Origin of the sequence: Pseudomonas sp. IT-P100 (assembly GCF_949767185.1) — a bacterium.
GTDB lineage: Bacteria > Pseudomonadota > Gammaproteobacteria > Pseudomonadales > Pseudomonadaceae > Aquipseudomonas > Aquipseudomonas fluorescens_B.
Window position 1 is genome coordinate 243,363 of the sequence record NZ_CATKQK010000055.1, and the last position, 16,956, is coordinate 260,318.

Sequence of the window (16,956 nt, forward strand, 5' to 3'; positions counted from 1 at the left end):
GCCCGCGATACAGCGGTCTTAGTGACTGCTGCGCATCATTTCCTTTGGCACGTACTTGCCGATCTCGAACTTGCCGATCGCCGCGCGGTGAACTTCGTCCGGGCCGTCGGCCAGGCGCAGGGTGCGCTGCATCGCGTACATGTAGGCCAGCGGGAAATCGTTGGAAACCCCTGCCCCGCCATGGATCTGGATCGCCCGGTCGATAACGCGCAAGGCCACATTCGGTGCGACCACCTTGATCTGCGCGATTTCGCTCTTCGCCACTTTGTTGCCGACGGTGTCCATCATGTACGCCGCTTTCAGGGTCAGCAGGCGAGCCATGTCGATTTCCATCCGCGAGTCGGCGATCTTGTCGATGTTACCGCCCAGACGCGCCAACGGTTTGCCGAACGCGGTGCGGTTCACCGCGCGTTTGCACATCAGTTCCAGTGCACGCTCGGCCATGCCGATCGAACGCATGCAGTGGTGGATCCGGCCAGGGCCAAGGCGACCCTGTGCGATTTCAAAGCCGCGTCCTTCACCCAACAGAACGTTTTCGTACGGCACCCGCACGTTTTCGAACAGCACTTCGGCGTGGCCGTGTGGTGCATCGTCGTAACCGAACACCGGCAGCGGACGGACGATCTTCACGCCAGGGGCATCCACCGGCACCAGAATCATCGAATGCTGGGCGTGGCGCGGCGCGTCGGGATTGCTCAGGCCCATGAAAATAAGAATCTTGCAGCGTGGATCGCAGGCACCCGAGGTCCACCATTTCTTGCCGTTGATCACCCACTCGTCACCGTCACGCACGGCGCGGGCGGCCATGTTGGTGGCGTCGGAGGAAGCCACGTCCGGCTCGGTCATGGCGAACGCCGAGCGGATCTCACCGCGCAGCAACGGTTCGAGCCAGCGTTGCTTCTGTTCTTCGTTGGCGTAACGCACCAGTACTTCCATGTTGCCGGTGTCGGGTGCCGAGCAATTGAACGGCTCGGGGCCCAGCAGCGAGCGGCCCATGATTTCTGCCAATGGCGCGTATTCGAGGTTGGTCAGGCCGGCGCCGAGTTCGGACTCAGGCAGAAACAAATTCCACAGGCCTTCGGCCTTGGCCTTGAGTTTGAGTTCTTCCATGATCGCAGTCGGCTGCCAACGGTCGCCCTCGGCAACCTGGCGTTCGAACACGGCTTCGGCGGGATAAACGTAGGTGTCCATGAACGCGGTCACGCGCTCACGCAGTTCTTGCACCTTGGGCGAATAAGCGAAATCCATGAGCAGCTACCTTCTTGAGGGAGGTTGTTTAGGTCATGCAATCGATGCTAGAACAGCTACGAAAATTTACCTAGCCTATTCTCGGCGTGTATTAACATTCATCACCGATATATGATCGGGTGATTGCCGAGGCCCACGGCCTCATCAAAACGCCCCAACAATAAGAGTGCAGCGCAATGAATCTGAGCAAGGTCGACCTCAACCTTTTCATCGTCTTCGACGCGATCTACACCGAAGCCAACCTGACCCGCGCCGGGCAGATTGTCGGCATTACTCAGCCTGCGGTCTCGAACGCTCTGGCCCGCTTGCGCGAGACGTTCAACGATCCGTTGTTCGTGCGTACGGCCCAAGGCATGGTGCCGACGCCGATGGCGCAAAACATCATTGGTCCGGTGCGCAACGCCCTCTCGCTGCTGCGGGTGTCGGTGCAGGAAAGCCGCATCTTCAACCCGTTGCAGGCAGTCAAGACGTACCGCATCAGTATGACCGACCTCACCGAAGCGGTGATCCTGCCGCCGCTGTTCCAGCGCCTTCGTCGCCTGGCGCCAACGGTCATCATCGAAAGCTTTCTGTCCAAGCGCCGTGAGACCACCAAGGAACTGGCGGCCGGGCGTCTCGACTTTGCGGTGGACGCGCCGCTCAACACCGACCCGCAGGTGCGTCACGTCAAGCTGATGGAAGACCGCTACGTGTGTGCCATGCGTAAGGGCCATCCGCTGGCGGGCAAGGAGAAATTCACCCTCGATGATTACCTGTCGCTGACCCACATCCATATTTCCAGCCGCCGCAGCGGTCTCGGCCATGTAGACCTCGCGCTCGGTAAAATGGGCATTCAGCGCAAGATCGCCTTGCGTTCCCAGCACTACCTGATGGCGTCGCAGGTGTTGCAGCAGACCGACATGGTCATGACCGTTCCGGAACGCTTCGCCCGTCGTCATGATTTGTATTCAGTGAACCTGCCGGTCAACGATGTACCACCAGTGGAAACCCACCTTTACTGGCACGAAAGCACCGACCAGGACCCGGCCAACCGCTGGATGCGCGAGCAGATGATCGAGCTGTGCCAGCAGGTGACGGCGCATGAGAAGAAGCTCGATAAGGTGTAAGGCAATGCACCGAGTTATCGCTAAATCGCAGGCAATTCGAAGAGGCCAGGGGTAACACCACAGAACCCCGCCCCTTGACGTATACGTCAACCTGCCTTTAGCTTAGCGCCATGACCTTTTTCGAGCGCTTCCATGAGCAGCCAGACCTACAGCATCTCCGACCTCGCCCGCGAACTCGACATCACCACGCGGGCCATTCGATTTTATGAAGAGCAAGGCCTGCTCAGCCCCGAGCGCCGTGGCCAGGAACGCATCTATTCGCCCCGGGACAAGGTCAGCCTGAAGCTGATTCTGAGGGGCAAGCGCATAGGCTTCTCCCTGGCCGAATGCCGTGAGCTGATCGAACTTTACGACCCCACCGGCGGCAACCAGAAGCAGCTGCAAACCATGCTCAACAAAATCGCCGAACGCCGCGAACAATTGGAACAGCAGATGCTCGACATCGAGCAGATGAAGCTGGAACTGGACACGGCGCAGGAGCGCTGCACCCAGGCTCTGGAAGAAACGATGAAAAGCCAGTCGGTGGTTCAGTAGGTCAACACATTCCTCTGTGGGAGCTAGCCTTTGTGGCGAGGGGATTTATCCCCGTTCGACTGCGAAGCAGGCGTCAACTTATTCATGCAGTTGGACTTTGAAGGGCGGGGCCGCTTCGCGACCCAACGGGGATAAATCCCCTCGCCACAAACCCGCTCCCACAGGGTCAGTGCCAACATTCAGACAATCAGCACAGGTCGATTCCCATGTCTCTTCCAACCCACGTACGCCTGGTCGAAGTCGGCCCCCGCGACGGTCTGCAAAACGAAGCCCAACCGATCAGCGTTGCCGACAAGGTGCAACTGGTCGACGCGCTGACCGCTGCCGGCCTCAGCTATATAGAAGTCGGCAGTTTCGTCTCGCCCAAATGGGTGCCGCAGATGGCCGGCTCCGCCGACGTCTTCGCGCAGATCCAGCGCAAACCGGGCGTGACCTACGGCGCCCTCGCCCCCAACCTGCGCGGGTTCGAGGATGCGGTCGCCGCCGGGGTCAAGGAAGTCGCGGTGTTCGCCGCGGCCTCCGAAGCCTTCTCCCAGCGCAACATCAACTGCTCGATCAATGAAAGCCTGGAGCGCTTTGCGCCGATCATGGAGGCTGCCAAACAACACGGCGTCAGCGTGCGCGGCTACGTGTCGTGTGTGCTGGGTTGCCCGTATGAAGGTCACGTCGCACCGGAACAGGTTGCCCGGGTCGCCCGGGAGCTCTACGGCATGGGCTGCTACGAAATCTCCCTGGGCGACACCATCGGCACCGGCACGGCAGGTGCGACGCGCAAGATGTTCGACGTGGTGTCCGCCGACGTGCCGCGGGAAAAACTCGCCGGGCACTTCCATGACACCTACGGCCAGGCCATGGCCAATATCTACGCCAGCCTGCTCGAAGGTATCGCGGTGTTCGACAGCTCGATCGCCGGTCTCGGCGGCTGCCCGTACGCCAAGGGCGCCAGCGGTAACGTTGCCACCGAAGACGTGGTTTATCTGTTGAATGGCTTGGGCATCGACACCGGTATTGATCTGGACGCCTTGATTCTGGCTGGCCAGCAGATTTGTACAGTACTGGGCCGTCCGACCGGTTCGCGCGTGGCCAAGGCTCGTAGCGCGCAATAAGTGCGCGGATGTGTCCAGGTGTTACCGCCATGTCGAAATGTGGGGGCTCAACCGAGTAACACGGAAACAAATTGTCGGGTTCTGACTGAGTGAAAAATCCGACAAAAACTTAAACCGTTGATTTTAAAGAATTTTTAAAAGTTGGCACGGCTTCTGCTATCTCTATGGCATAACAAGAATAAAAAGCAGCAAACCAATAAAAATAAGACGAAACGACTCTGACATAACAAGAACAACACGGCAGAGACGCAGCTAACAGATTTTTTTGGAGAAGGTGTGGTTTTCAGGGTGCTTTTCGGAGTAACCCGCAACCGGGCAGAGAACAATAAAACTACCTTCAGGTAGCTCCCGAACTGGTTGGATCGCTCAGCGAAAAAGCAGATCAGCGCTCAAAAAAATACGTTTGCTCTTGATCCCGGATGGGGATCGATAAAAACAGCGGTAAAGGGTCACGGTTACCAAAAACAAAAACAGACCGCCCCTCAATAATAAAAAAAGAGCACACGCAACGAAAATTAAAGGGGAGCTTCGGCTCCCCTTTGTGCTTTCTGCGATTCAGGTTTTCCCCCAATCAAAATGTGGAGCGGGCTTGCTCGCGAATGCGATGCATCAGTCGACACATTCATTGACTGACACACCGCCTTCGCGAGCAAGCCCGCCCCCACATTGGTTTGTGATCAACCCTACTTGATGCGCAACTCCTCGATACTGATCTCGCGCATCCGGAATTTCTGGATCTTGCCAGTCACCGTCATCGGAAAATCCTCGACGAACTTGAAGTAACGCGGCGTCTTGAAGTGCGCGATGCGTTCCTTGCACCAGGCTTGCAGCTCCTGCTCCGTGGCGCTGTGGCCCGGGTGGAACTTGATCCAGGCGACAATCTCTTCGCCATAGCGCGAACACGGAATGCCGATCACTTGCACGTCCGCCACCGCCGGGTGGGTAAAGAAGAACTCTTCCAGCTCCCGCGGGTAAATATTCTCACCGCCGCGGATGATCATGTCCTTGTTGCGTCCGGCAATGCACACATAGCCTTCTTCATTCATGCTCGCCAGATCACCGGTGTGCATCCAGCCGGCCTGATCGATGGCTTCGGCGGTACCTTGCGGGTTATTCCAGTAGCCAAGCATCACGCTGTAGCCACGGGTGCAGAGTTCGCCGATGGTGCCGCGCGGCACCAGGTTACCCGCCTCGTCGATGATTTTGCTTTCAAGCTGCGGCTGGGTGCGACCGACCGTGGTGACTCGCAATTCCAGCTCGTCTGAAGGACCGGTCTGCAAAGACACCGGACTTGTTTCTGTCATGCCGTAGGCAATTTGCACTTCACTCATGTGCATTTCATTGATGACCCGGCGCATCACTTCGATCGGACAGGTCGCGCCGGCCATGATTCCGGTGCGCAGGGTCGACAGGTCGAACTCGGCTCGCTGCGGCTGATCGAGCATTGCGATAAACATGGTCGGCACGCCATAGAGTGCGGTGGCTTTCTCCTCGGCGACAGTGGTCAGGGTCAGCAACGGATCGAACGCATCATTGGGGTAGATCATGGTGCTGCCGTGGGTGATGCAGCCGAGGTTGCCCATGACCATGCCGAAGCAGTGATACAGCGGCACCGGGATCACCAGCCGATCCTGGTCGGTCAGGCCGAGGCTTTCGCCGACCATGTAACCGTTGTTGAGGATGTTGTAGTGGCTGAGGGTCGCGCCCTTGGGGAAACCGGTGGTGCCGGAGGTGTACTGGATGTTCACCGGTTGATCGAAGTGCAGGCTGTCCTGACGCTCGCGCAACTGTTCGGCGGACACGCTGGCCGCGAGATCGGCCAGTTGCGACCAGGGCAGGAAACCCGATGGCGGTTGCGCATCCAGGCTGATGACCCCGCGCAGGTCAGGCAGGCGTTCACTTCGTAACTGTCCGATGGATTGCTCAGCCAGCTCGGGCACCAGCCCTTGCAGCATGCCGTGATAGTTGGAGGTCTTGAAAGAGCCCGCACAGACCAGCCATTGGCAACCCGATTGCTTCAACACGTATTCGAGTTCAGAGCTGCGATACGCCGGGTTGATGTTGACCAGAATCACGCCGAGCTTCGCGCTGGCGAACTGGCTGATGCACCACTGCGCGCAATTCGGTGCCCAGATGCCGAGGCGATCTCCCGCTTGCAGGCCCAGCGCCAGCAATGCCCTGGCATGCAGGTCCACGGCGTCGGACAGTTGCTGCCAGGTGAAACGCAGCTGTTGATGACGCACGACCAGCGCCTCTCCAGCCGAGTACTTCGCGACGGTGTTATCGAACGCCTGACCTATGGTCATCGCCAGCAAGGCTTTGTCCTGAGCACCACGGGTGTAGCTGCGTTGCGGGCTTGCACTGGGTTGATCCATGACGACCCCTATTGTCTTTATTGTAGGAGCGAGGCTTGTGTGGCGAGGGAGCTTGCTCCCGTTCGGCTGCGCAGCAGTCGTGAAATCATCAGCCAGCGTGCTTTCTGCTACACCTGACTTGCCGATTTGCGACCGCTTCGCGCTCGGAAGGGAGCAAGCTCCCTCGCCACAGAATGCGACGCTGGTCTTTTCAGAACTGCCTCTACTCTCGCTCAAGTTGACGTTAACGTAAAGGGTGATTGACAGCCATTCGTCACAGGCTTACGTTAACGTAAAGGTGAGAGCTGCATCACGGCCCTCCCCGCCCTACAAAAAAGCCAAAAGGTGACCCATGAGCTACCCATCCCTGAACTTTGCCCTCGGTGAAACCATCGACATGCTGCGCGATCAGGTTCAGTCCTTCGTCGCCAAAGAGATCGCCCCGCGCGCCGCTCAGATCGACATCGACAACCTGTTCCCCGCCGACCTGTGGCGCAAATTCGGTGACATGGGCCTGCTCGGCGTTACCGTGCCGGAAGAGTACGGCGGTGCTGGCCTGGGGTACCTGGCCCACGTGGTCATCATGGAAGAAATCAGCCGGGGCTCGGCGTCGGTTGCCCTGTCCTACGGCGCGCACTCCAACCTCTGCGTCAACCAGATCAACCGCAACGGCAATCACGAACAGAAAAGCAAATACCTGCCGAAGCTCATCAGCGGCGAGCACATCGGCGCCCTGGCCATGAGCGAACCGAATGCCGGCTCCGACGTGGTGTCGATGAAACTGCGCGCCGACAAACGTGGCGATCACTACGTGCTCAACGGCAGCAAAACCTGGATCACCAACGGTCCGGACGCCAACACCTACGTGATCTACGCCAAGACCGACCTGGAAAAAGGTCCGCACGGTATCACCGCCTTCATCGTCGAACGCGACTGGAAAGGTTTCAGCCGCAGCAACAAATTCGACAAGCTTGGCATGCGCGGTTCGAACACCTGCGAACTGTTCTTCGATGACGTCGAGGTGCCGGAAGAAAACATTCTCGGCGTACTCAATGGCGGCGTGAAAGTGCTGATGAGCGGCCTCGATTACGAACGCGTTGTCCTTTCGGGCGGCCCGACCGGGATCATGCAGGCCTGCATGGACCTGATCGTGCCGTACATCCACGACCGCAAGCAGTTCGGCCAGAGCATCGGCGAATTCCAGCTGATCCAGGGCAAGGTCGCCGACATGTACACCCAGCTCAACGCCAGCCGCGCCTATCTGTATGCCGTCGCTCAAGCCTGCGAGCGTGGCGAAACCACCCGCAAGGACGCCGCAGGCGTGATCCTCTACAGCGCCGAACGCGCCACGCAAATGGCCCTCGACGCGATCCAGATTCTCGGCGGCAACGGCTACATCAACGAATTCCCGGCCGGTCGTCTGCTGCGTGACGCCAAGCTGTACGAAATCGGCGCTGGCACCAGTGAGATTCGTCGCATGCTGATCGGTCGCGAACTGTTCAACGAAACCCGCTGAGACGGAGCTGTCCATGGCTATCCTGCATACCCAGCTCAACCCCCGTTCGGCGGAGTTCGCGACCAACAGCGCGGCGATGCTCAAACAGGTCGACGCCCTGCACACCCTGCTCGCCCAAGTGCAGCAAGGTGGCGGCCCGAAAGCGCAAGAACGCCACACCTCGCGGGGCAAATTGCTGCCCCGTGAACGAATCAATCGCCTGCTCGATCCGGGCTCACCGTTTCTCGAGATCAGCCAACTGGCGGCTTACGAGGTGTATGGCGAAGACGTGCCGGCCGCTGGCGTGATCGCCGGGATCGGTCGTGTGGAAGGCGTCGAGTGCATGATCGTGGCCAACGATGCCACCGTGAAAGGTGGCTCGTATTACCCGCTGACCGTGAAGAAGCACCTGCGCGCCCAGACCATCGCCCAGCAGAATCGCTTGCCGTGCATTTATCTGGTGGATTCGGGCGGCGCCAACTTGCCGCGCCAGGATGAAGTGTTCCCGGACCGCGAGCATTTCGGGCGGATCTTCTTCAACCAGGCCAACATGAGCGCCATGGGCATTCCGCAGATCGCGGTAGTCATGGGCTCGTGCACTGCCGGTGGTGCCTACGTGCCAGCAATGGCGGACGAAGCAATCATGGTTCGCGAGCAAGCGACGATCTTTCTTGCCGGTCCGCCGCTGGTAAAAGCCGCGACCGGTGAAGTGGTCAGCGCCGAGGATCTGGGCGGCGCCGATGTGCATTGCAAGATTTCCGGCGTCGCCGACCACTACGCCGAGAGCGATGAACACGCCCTGGCCATTGCCCGGCGCAGCATCGCCAACCTCAACTGGCGCAAGCTCGGTGAAGTCCAGCAACGCACGCCCATCGCCCCGCTCTACAACAGCGACGAGTTATACGGCGTCGTGTCGGCGGACGCCAAGCAACCGTTCGACGTGCGCGAAGTGATTGCGCGACTGGTGGACGGCTCGGTGTTCGATGAATTCAAGGCACTGTTCGGGACTACGCTGGTGTGCGGTTTTGCCTACCTGCACGGTTACCCGATCGCGATCCTCGCCAACAACGGCATCCTGTTCGCTGAAGCGGCGCAGAAAGGCGCGCACTTCATCGAACTGGCCTGTCAGCGCGGCATTCCACTGCTGTTCCTGCAAAACATCACCGGCTTCATGGTCGGCCAGAAATACGAGGCCGGCGGCATCGCCAAGCACGGCGCGAAACTGGTGACCGCCGTGGCGTGCGCCAAGGTGCCGAAATTCACCGTGATCATCGGCGGCAGTTTCGGTGCCGGTAACTATGGCATGTGCGGGCGGGCCTACGATCCGCGCTTCCTGTGGATGTGGCCTAACGCACGCATCGGCGTGATGGGTGCCGAGCAAGCGGCGGGCGTTCTGGTGCAGGTCAAACGCGAGCAGGCAGAGCGCAGTGGCCAGGGTTTCAGCGCCGAGCAGGAAGCCGAGATCAAGCAACCGATCCTCGATCAATACGAGGAACAGGGCCACCCTTACTACTCCAGTGCACGGCTGTGGGATGACGGTGTCATTGACCCGGCGCAAACCCGCGACGTGTTGGCCCTGGCCTTGTCCGCGTCGTTGAACGCGCCAATCGAACCGAGCCGCTTCGGCGTGTTCCGGATGTGATCGGGAGAACCTCATGAGCGACTTCAACACCCTCGAGCTGCAGACCGACCCGCGGGGTTTTGCCACCCTGTGGCTGAGCCGCGAAGAAAAGAACAACGCGTTCAACGCTGAAATGATCCGCGAACTGATCCTCGCCCTGGACAAGGTCTCGGGCGATGCCAGCCTGCGGTTCTTGCTGGTGCGTGGACGCGGCAAGCATTTCAGCGCTGGCGCCGACCTGGCCTGGATGCAGCAATCGGCCGAGCTCGATTACCACACCAATCTCGACGACGCGCGGGAACTGGCGGAGTTGATGTACAACCTGGCCAAGCTGAAAGTCCCGACCCTGGCCGTGGTGCAAGGTGCGGCGTTCGGCGGCGCGCTGGGCCTGATCAGTTGCTGCGACATGGCGATCGGCGCCGACGATGCGCAATTCTGCCTGTCGGAAGTACGCATCGGCCTGGCACCGGCGGTGATCAGCCCATTCGTGGTGCAAGCCATCGGCGAACGCGCGGCACGCCGTTATGCGCTGACTGCCGAGCGCTTCGGCGGGCAGCGGGCGCGGGAAATCGGTTTGTTGTCGGAGAGCTATCCGATCAATGAGCTGGAACAGAAAGTCGATCAGTGGATCGACAATCTGCTGCTCAACAGCCCCGCGGCCATGCGCGTCAGCAAAGACTTGCTGCGTGAAGTCGGCAACGGCGCGCTGACGCCGGCGCTGCGCCGCTACACCGAAAATGCCATCGCGCGAATCCGCGTCAGCCCCGAAGGCCAGGAAGGTCTGCGGGCCTTTCTGCAAAAGCGTCCGCCGAGCTGGCAGGCCGAACCCACCCCCAAGGAGCCGCGTTGATGAGCGCACCTGTTATCACCTCTCTGCTGGTGGCCAACCGTGGCGAAATCGCTTGTCGGGTGATGCGCACCGCCAAGGCGTTGGGCCTGACCACCGTCGCCGTGCACAGCGCCACCGACCGTGAAGCCCGGCATAGCCGCGAAGCGGATATCCGCGTCGACCTCGGCGGCAGCAAGGCCGCCGACAGTTACCTGCAAATAGACAAACTGATCGCTGCCGCCAAGGCCAGCGGCGCTCAGGCCATTCATCCGGGCTACGGCTTTCTGTCCGAGAACGCCGGGTTCGCCCGGGCGATCGAAGCAGCGGGCCTGATTTTCCTCGGCCCGCCCGCCTCGGCCATCGATGCGATGGGCAGCAAGTCCGCCGCCAAGGCCTTGATGGAAACCGCTGGCGTGCCACTGGTGCCGGGTTATCACGGCGAAGCTCAAGACCTCGATACCTTCCGCGACGCCTGCGAACGCATCGGCTACCCGGTGCTGCTCAAGGCAACGGCGGGCGGTGGCGGCAAAGGCATGAAAGTGGTCGAGGACGTCAGCCAACTGGCCGAAGCCCTGGCCTCGGCCCAGCGTGAGGCGCAATCCTCGTTCGGCGATTCGCGGATGCTGGTCGAAAAATACCTGCTGAAACCCCGCCACGTGGAAATCCAGATTTTCGCCGACCGGCATGGCAACTGCCTGTACCTCAACGAACGGGATTGCTCGATTCAGCGTCGGCACCAGAAAGTCGTCGAAGAAGCCCCCGCGCCAGGCCTCAGCCCGGAACTGCGTCGCGCCATGGGCGAAGCCGCTGTGCGTTCGGCGCAGGCCATCGGTTATGTCGGTGCCGGCACCGTGGAATTCTTGCTGGATGCGCGCGGTGAGTTCTTCTTCATGGAGATGAACACACGCCTGCAAGTCGAGCACCCGGTTACCGAAGCCATCACCGGCCTCGATCTGGTGGCCTGGCAGATTCGCGTGGCGCGCGGTGAAGCGCTGCCGATGACCCAGGATCAGGTGCCGTTGATCGGGCATGCGATTGAAGTGCGGCTGTATGCCGAAGATCCGGGCAATGATTTCCTGCCCGCCACCGGGCGTCTGGAGTTGTATCGAGAGTCGGCTGAAGGTCCGGGGCGTCGAGTCGACAGCGGTGTTGAAGAAGGCGATGAGATTTCGCCGTTCTACGACCCGATGCTGGGCAAGCTGATTGCCTGGGGCGAGGATCGTGAGCAGGCACGCCTGCGCTTGTTGAGCATGCTCGATGAGTTCGCGATTGGTGGGCTCAAGACCAACATCAACTTCCTGCGTCGAATCGTGGGTCATCCGGCGTTTGCGGCGGCCGAACTGGATACCGGGTTCATTCCGCGTTATCAGGAGCAACTGCTGCCGGAGCCCTCGGAACTCAGCGATGAATTCTGGCAAGCCGCGGCGCAGGCGTTCGCCCAGAGCCACTCTCGTTCACCGCGCGTCGATGACCTGAGTTCGCCTTGGGCCAACAGCAACGGTTTTCGGTCCGGCCTGCCGACCGAAATCACCTTGCACCTGAGTTGTGAAGGTCAGGACCGCGCATTGACGCTGGGCGACCGCAATGCCCAAAGCGCGCAACTCAAGGGCGAGCAACTGCTCACCGAACGCAACGGCGTGCGCCGCCAGCATCGGGCAATCCGCCGCGACGGCATTGTGTATCTGCAATGGGAAGGTGAATTGCGCCGCATCGAGGCCTACGACCCGATCAGCGCCGTCGAAGCCAGTCACAGCCATCACGGCGGACTGACCGCCCCCATGAACGGCAGCATCGTGCGGGTGCTGGTGGAGGCCGGGCAAACGGTCGAAGCCGGGGCGCAACTGGTGGTGCTGGAAGCGATGAAGATGGAGCACAGCATTCGTGCGCCACACGCCGGGGTGATCAAGGCGTTGTATTGCCAGGAAGGCGAAATGGTCAGCGAAGGCAGTGCGTTGGTCGAGCTGGAAGAAGCCTGACATCAAGATCGGTCCTACGCCTCGCGAGGACCGATCTGATCAGAACCTGGCCGTTGCCTGAACCACTACGCCGATGATTCGGCAGGCTTCAGTGAAAAGGGCTTTCGGATATGTCGGATTGAGCGGGACCAGGTAACGCTGCCCGCCCTCTTCGATCAGCTTGCGAAAGGTCGCCTCGGTGCTGTCCGGCCATTGGGCAATCACCAGTTTTCCGGGCTCCGGCACAATGGCCGGGTCCACCAGGATCATCATGCCCTCGGCGATACTGACGCCAGTCGGTGCGGTCATCGCATCGCCCGTCACCCTCAACCAGAACGCCGCGCCCTGAGCGTGGTAATCGGTCAGCTCGAATCGCGCCTTGTCGTACACCGTCGGCTCGCCGTCGCGCACCTCGCAGGATTCTCGCCAGTCACTGACCGGGTAGCGGAAGTACGGGTTGTACTTTCGCACCAGATCCTGGCTGTCCTCCTTCGACGTGTCCGGCTCGCGGATAACCAGCGCCACTTCGAGAAATTCCATGCCCAGCGCGTGTAATACCCGGTTCATGTCATCGATGCCCGGCTGGCGGCGTTTGTTCAGCCAATGGCCGATGCCGCCCTGGGACATTCCGAGGCGCTCGGCGAGTATCTCTTGAGTGACGTTGAGTTCACTCATCTTGGCCTTGACCAATTCAATCCATTTATCCATGTGCGGCACGATACGTGGGCGCCTCTCCCCATCAAAACACAAATTGTAGTATTTAAATTCTCGTCACAAATACACTTCGTACTAGGATTGGATCACGGATCTGAATCTATCACGGAGCTTGCCATCGCCATGACTATCCCCAGCAACGACCTGCCCGATCTGCAAATCGACACCTCCCTCACCTCGCCAAAAGGCTCGGCTGCCGCACAACGGGCACTGGATTATTACTTGAAACCAGCTGTGTCCGAGGAGGTGGAAGAAGAGCGCTTTTTCGAGGTGAACCGCAACGTCAGCAGCGAGGAAGCGCTGGTGCGTGCTTCAGATCTGCTGTGCTGCGCCGCGGCCACGGCATCCGAATCGGCGAATAGTCTGCACGGTGTCCACCGGGCCCTGGCATTTTCGACGGTGCATATGATCGATATGGCCAAGGCGCTGCTGGATCGGTCCCTGGACGAGGATCATCACGCATAAGAAAGGAGGAGTAATTCGAGGGCGCGAAAAGAATTTTCCAATCGCGCAGATAAAATCATTTGACTTGCAAACGAGAATGATTATTATTGCATGCAGCTGGTCGCGAGATCAGTCGATTGTCCAAGTGACCTTAGGTCGGTCTCCTGGACTATCTCCTCATCAGGCTAATCACGGTTTTTGACCCGGCTTTTTGCCGGGTCTTTTTTTTTGCCAGTTATTCTGGCTTGACCTTCAGGCTAATGAAGTCTTTATGTGCTGCAAATTCGATGGCGCGGATAATATCAAAAGAATATCTGTTGGCAAGAGAAGCCCGGCAACATTGGCCCAAACTCGCGAAAAATAGCACTTGAGAATCAATCGCGCAGTCTCTAAGCTGCGTCTGCGTCAAGGAGGACGCCCCCCGCTACACCCCGCAATTTCCCCCGGTTTTTCCCTTCCCAGCGTGTAAAGTAGCAGCCATAAAAATCATATTCAGGAATCGACTATGACCGTGGCTAAATCCTCTTTCAGCATCAGTGCAAACTTCGACAGCGGCAATATTGAAGTGCTGGATATCAGCAATCCGTTGCAAGCGTTGCTGGCCATCAAGCCTGACACCCGCAGCCAGCATTTCCAGTGGTTTCACTTCAAGGCCAGCGGGTTGCACGTCGGTCAGGAGCACTGGTTTCGTCTGAGCAATGCCAGCAAATCCTCATACAACAAAGCCTGGGATGGTTATCAGGCGGTGGCGTCCTATGATCACGTCAACTGGTTCCGGGTGCCGACCATTTTCGAAGGCGACTGCCTGCGTTTCAGCCTCGAAGCCACGGCGACCCACGCCTGGTTTGCCTACTTCGAACCCTACAGCCGTGGCCGCCATGACTGGTTGATCGAGCAGGCGCTGACCAAGGCCGGCACCGAACTGCTGGCCACCGGCAAAAGCGTTGAAGGGCGTGACATTCAGCTGCTGCGCAAAGGCACCGGTGCCGAAGGCCAGCGCAAGGTCTGGATGATTGCCCAGCAACACCCCGGCGAGCACATGGCCGAATGGTTCATGGAAGGTGTGATCGAACGCCTGGAAAGGCACGACGATCCCGTCCTGAACAGACTGCTGGCCAGCGCCGATTTGTACCTGGTGCCAAACATGAACCCGGATGGCGCCTTCCACGGTCATCTGCGCACCAACGCCATGGGCCAGGACCTCAACCGCGCCTGGCAGAGCGCCAGCCAGGAAGTCAGCCCGGAAGTCCTGTTCGTTCAGCAGCAGATGGAAAAATATGGTGTCGACCTGTTCCTCGACATCCACGGTGATGAAGAAATCCCTTACGTGTTCACCGCCGGTTGCGAAGGCAACCCTGGCTACACGCCGCGGATCGAAAAGCTGGAAACTCACTTTCGCGATCACTTGAAACATTTGACCAAAGACTTCCAGACCAAACACGGCTACACCCGCGACGAGCCGGGCAAAGCCAACATGACGCTGGCGTGCAACAGCATTGGCGAGAAATTCGACTGCCTGTCGCTGACCCTGGAAATGCCGTTCAAGGACAACGATGACGCACCGAACCCGCTGACGGGCTGGTCGGGCAAGCGGTCGAAGCAGTTGGGCAAGGATGTGTTGACGACTGTTGCGGATATGGTTGGCACCCTGCGCTAACCAAGATCTAAAGATCGCAGGCTTCGCCAGCTCCTACACGGTTCAATGCAGGAGTGGGCGAAACCTGCGATCTTTTGATGTTTACTCTGCCGCGACCCGCACGCAATCCTCAGGTCCCAACAAGCGCCCATCCTCGGCGCGCAACTCCAGTGCCCGGACAGGTCGACCATTATCCCGGTCAACCACCCGCGAGTGCGCCTCCCCGTCCTCATAAAAGAACGCCTCCCCCCACTGCCGCAAACCAATGATCAGCGGAAACAACCCTTTGCCCTTCTCCGTCAACACATATTCCTGATAGGCGCTGCCGTCCGATGCCGGCACCAGATCGAAAATCCCGTGGGTCACCAGCGTGCGCAATCGCGCCGAGAGAATATTCTTCGCCATGCCCAGACTTCGCTGAAACTCACCGAACCGGCGAATGCCGTCGAATGCATCGCGCACGATCAACAACGACCACCAATCGCCAATGGCATCCAGTGAACGGGCGACCGGGCATTCGGCGCTTTGCATGCTTGTGCGTTTGGCCATGACTGCGCCCTCGAAAACAAACGTGGTTGCAATATAAAACCAGTTTACTTACCGTACAACTGGTTTTATTTTGAAACCACATTGGGAGCCCGGCATGAAGCCCACTCAAACAACACTCAGCACCGGCGTTGTACTGCTGTTCGCCGTAGCCTGCGGCCTGGCCGTCAGTAACGTGTATTACGCCCAGCCCTTGCTCGATGCCATGGCCGAGGCATTTGCCATGGACCCGGCCACCATCGGCATCGTCGTCACGCTCACCCAGGTAGGTTACGGCGTCGGATTGTTGTTGCTGGTGCCGCTTGGCGATCTGCTGAACCGTCGACGTTTGATCGTCACGCAAACCCTGCTGTCGGCGCTGACCTTGTTGATGATCGCCCTCGCGTCGAATAGTACCTGGTTGTTGATCGGGATGACGTTGACCGGGTTACTGGCGGTGGTGACACAAGTGTTGGTGGCCTACGCCGCGACATTGGCCATCCCGGCGCAGCGCGGGCGCGTGGTCGGCGTGGTCACCAGCGGCATTGTTGTTGGCATTCTGCTGGCCCGGACAGTCGCGGGTGGGATGGCTGATCTGGCAGGGTGGCGGTCGATTTATCTGTTGTCGGCGGGGTTGACGCTTGTGATGGCGTTGCTGCTGTTTCGCGTACTGCCGAAACATGAGAACACGCAACCCGCCAGTTCTTATGCGACGTTGCTCGGTTCGGTGTTCACATTGTTCAAGGAAGAACCGGTGCTGCGTCAACGGGCGGTTCTCGCGTTGCTGACCTTCGCCAGCGCCATGGTGCTGTGGACACCCATGGTGTTGCCGCTGAGCGCCCCGCCGCTGTCGTTGTCCCACACGCAAATCGGATTGTTCGGACTGGCCGGTGCCGCCGGTGCATTGGCGGCTGCACGTGCCGGGCATCTGGCCGATCGCGGTTTGGGTCAATGGACCAGCGGGTTGTCACTGTTATTGATGCTGGTTTCCTGGTTGCCGATCGCCCTGACCCAATCCTCCTTGTGGGCCTTGTTGCTGGGTGTGATTACCCTGGATCTTGGCTTGCAAGCCGTGCACGTGACCAGCCAAAGCATGATCTACAGCGTGCGCCCCGAAGCCCAAAGCCGTCTTACCGCGGGTTACATGCTGTTCTATTCGATTGGCAGCGCGTTGGGTTCGATCGGTTCGACGGCGATGTATGCGTGGGGCGGGTGGCTCGGCGTTTGCCTGCTGGGGGCAGGTATCAACGCCGTGGCATTGGTCTATTGGTGGCGGACGCTGCCCACGAAAGCACACGAAACCTGTGGCGAGGGGATTCATCCCCGTTCGGCTGCGAAGCAGTCGTAATTTCATCCACTGCGGTTTATCTGACAAACCGCATTGGGGCT

The 16,956-nt window shown here is 59.6% G+C and carries 14 protein-coding genes; 10 read left to right on the plus strand and 4 right to left on the minus strand.

What is annotated here, in order from left to right:
• Window positions 1-18: 18 nt before the first annotated feature.
• Window positions 19-1,248, minus strand: coding sequence for an acyl-CoA dehydrogenase (locus ACM6IQ_RS25090; RefSeq protein WP_017339821.1), 1,230 nt, complete (start codon window positions 1,246-1,248; stop codon window positions 19-21).
• A 176-nt stretch (window positions 1,249-1,424) separates the two neighbouring features.
• Here ACM6IQ_RS25090 and ACM6IQ_RS25095 point away from each other — a divergent pair, with 176 nt between their 5' ends.
• The 3 genes from ACM6IQ_RS25095 to ACM6IQ_RS25105 all read left to right on the plus strand — a co-directional run bounded on the left by ACM6IQ_RS25095 (window position 1,425) and on the right by ACM6IQ_RS25105 (window position 3,994).
• Window positions 1,425-2,354 carry a LysR family transcriptional regulator gene (locus tag ACM6IQ_RS25095; RefSeq protein ID WP_008148497.1) on the plus strand — a complete coding sequence of 310 codons (930 nt, stop codon included), beginning with the start codon at window positions 1,425-1,427 and terminating at the stop codon, window positions 2,352-2,354.
• Window positions 2,355-2,486: 132 nt separating this feature from the next.
• Window positions 2,487-2,888 carry a MerR family transcriptional regulator gene (locus ACM6IQ_RS25100; protein ID WP_017339822.1) on the plus strand — a complete coding sequence of 134 codons (402 nt, stop codon included), beginning with the start codon at window positions 2,487-2,489 and terminating at the stop codon, window positions 2,886-2,888.
• A 206-nt stretch (window positions 2,889-3,094) separates the two neighbouring features.
• Window positions 3,095-3,994, plus strand: a complete 900-nt coding sequence (locus ACM6IQ_RS25105) for a hydroxymethylglutaryl-CoA lyase (protein WP_414880100.1) — start codon at window positions 3,095-3,097, stop codon at window positions 3,992-3,994.
• A gap of 683 nt (window positions 3,995-4,677) precedes the next feature.
• Here ACM6IQ_RS25105 and ACM6IQ_RS25110 read toward each other — a convergent pair.
• Complete coding sequence (locus ACM6IQ_RS25110) at window positions 4,678-6,369, minus strand: AMP-binding protein (RefSeq protein ID WP_414880101.1); 1,692 nt, start codon at window positions 6,367-6,369, stop codon at window positions 4,678-4,680.
• A gap of 331 nt (window positions 6,370-6,700) precedes the next feature.
• Here ACM6IQ_RS25110 and ACM6IQ_RS25115 point away from each other — a divergent pair, with 331 nt between their 5' ends.
• The 4 genes from ACM6IQ_RS25115 to ACM6IQ_RS25130 are packed head-to-tail and all read left to right on the plus strand — an operon-like array spanning window position 6,701 to window position 12,269.
• Complete coding sequence (locus tag ACM6IQ_RS25115; protein ID WP_017339825.1) at window positions 6,701-7,864, plus strand: isovaleryl-CoA dehydrogenase; 1,164 nt, start codon at window positions 6,701-6,703, stop codon at window positions 7,862-7,864.
• Window positions 7,865-7,877: 13 nt separating this feature from the next.
• Window positions 7,878-9,485: a carboxyl transferase domain-containing protein gene (locus ACM6IQ_RS25120; protein ID WP_253429386.1), complete on the plus strand. Its 1,608-nt coding sequence runs from the start codon at window positions 7,878-7,880 to the stop codon at window positions 9,483-9,485.
• Between the two features lie 13 nt (window positions 9,486-9,498).
• The gene (locus ACM6IQ_RS25125) at window positions 9,499-10,314 is read left to right on the plus strand and encodes a gamma-carboxygeranoyl-CoA hydratase (protein ID WP_414880102.1); all 816 of its coding nucleotides are present in this window, start codon (window positions 9,499-9,501) and stop codon (window positions 10,312-10,314) included.
• Window positions 10,314-12,269: an acetyl/propionyl/methylcrotonyl-CoA carboxylase subunit alpha gene (locus ACM6IQ_RS25130; protein ID WP_414880103.1), complete on the plus strand. Its 1,956-nt coding sequence runs from the start codon at window positions 10,314-10,316 to the stop codon at window positions 12,267-12,269. The genes ACM6IQ_RS25125 and ACM6IQ_RS25130 overlap by 1 nt, the downstream gene beginning before the upstream one ends.
• 39 nt (window positions 12,270-12,308) lie before the next feature.
• Here the strand turns inward: ACM6IQ_RS25130 and ACM6IQ_RS25135 are convergent, their stop codons facing one another.
• Window positions 12,309-12,956 carry a LexA family protein gene (locus ACM6IQ_RS25135; RefSeq protein WP_017339829.1) on the minus strand — a complete coding sequence of 216 codons (648 nt, stop codon included), beginning with the start codon at window positions 12,954-12,956 and terminating at the stop codon, window positions 12,309-12,311.
• Window positions 12,957-13,085: 129 nt separating this feature from the next.
• Here ACM6IQ_RS25135 and ACM6IQ_RS25140 point away from each other — a divergent pair, with 129 nt between their 5' ends.
• Together ACM6IQ_RS25140 and ACM6IQ_RS25145 are read left to right on the plus strand one after the other, a co-directional pair.
• The gene (locus tag ACM6IQ_RS25140) at window positions 13,086-13,427 is read left to right on the plus strand and encodes a DUF6124 family protein (protein ID WP_017339830.1); all 342 of its coding nucleotides are present in this window, start codon (window positions 13,086-13,088) and stop codon (window positions 13,425-13,427) included.
• Window positions 13,428-13,911: 484 nt separating this feature from the next.
• Window positions 13,912-15,063, plus strand: a complete 1,152-nt coding sequence (locus ACM6IQ_RS25145) for a M14-type cytosolic carboxypeptidase (protein WP_414880104.1) — start codon at window positions 13,912-13,914, stop codon at window positions 15,061-15,063.
• 81 nt (window positions 15,064-15,144) lie between these two features.
• Here the strand turns inward: ACM6IQ_RS25145 and ACM6IQ_RS25150 are convergent, their stop codons facing one another.
• Complete coding sequence (locus ACM6IQ_RS25150; RefSeq protein WP_017339832.1) at window positions 15,145-15,591, minus strand: winged helix-turn-helix transcriptional regulator; 447 nt, start codon at window positions 15,589-15,591, stop codon at window positions 15,145-15,147.
• Between the two features lie 94 nt (window positions 15,592-15,685).
• Between ACM6IQ_RS25150 and ACM6IQ_RS25155 the strand changes: the two genes are divergently transcribed.
• A complete protein-coding gene (locus tag ACM6IQ_RS25155) occupies window positions 15,686-16,915 on the plus strand; it encodes an MFS transporter (RefSeq protein ID WP_414880105.1) in 1,230 nt (409 codons plus the stop codon).
• Window positions 16,916-16,956: the final 41 nt, after the last annotated feature.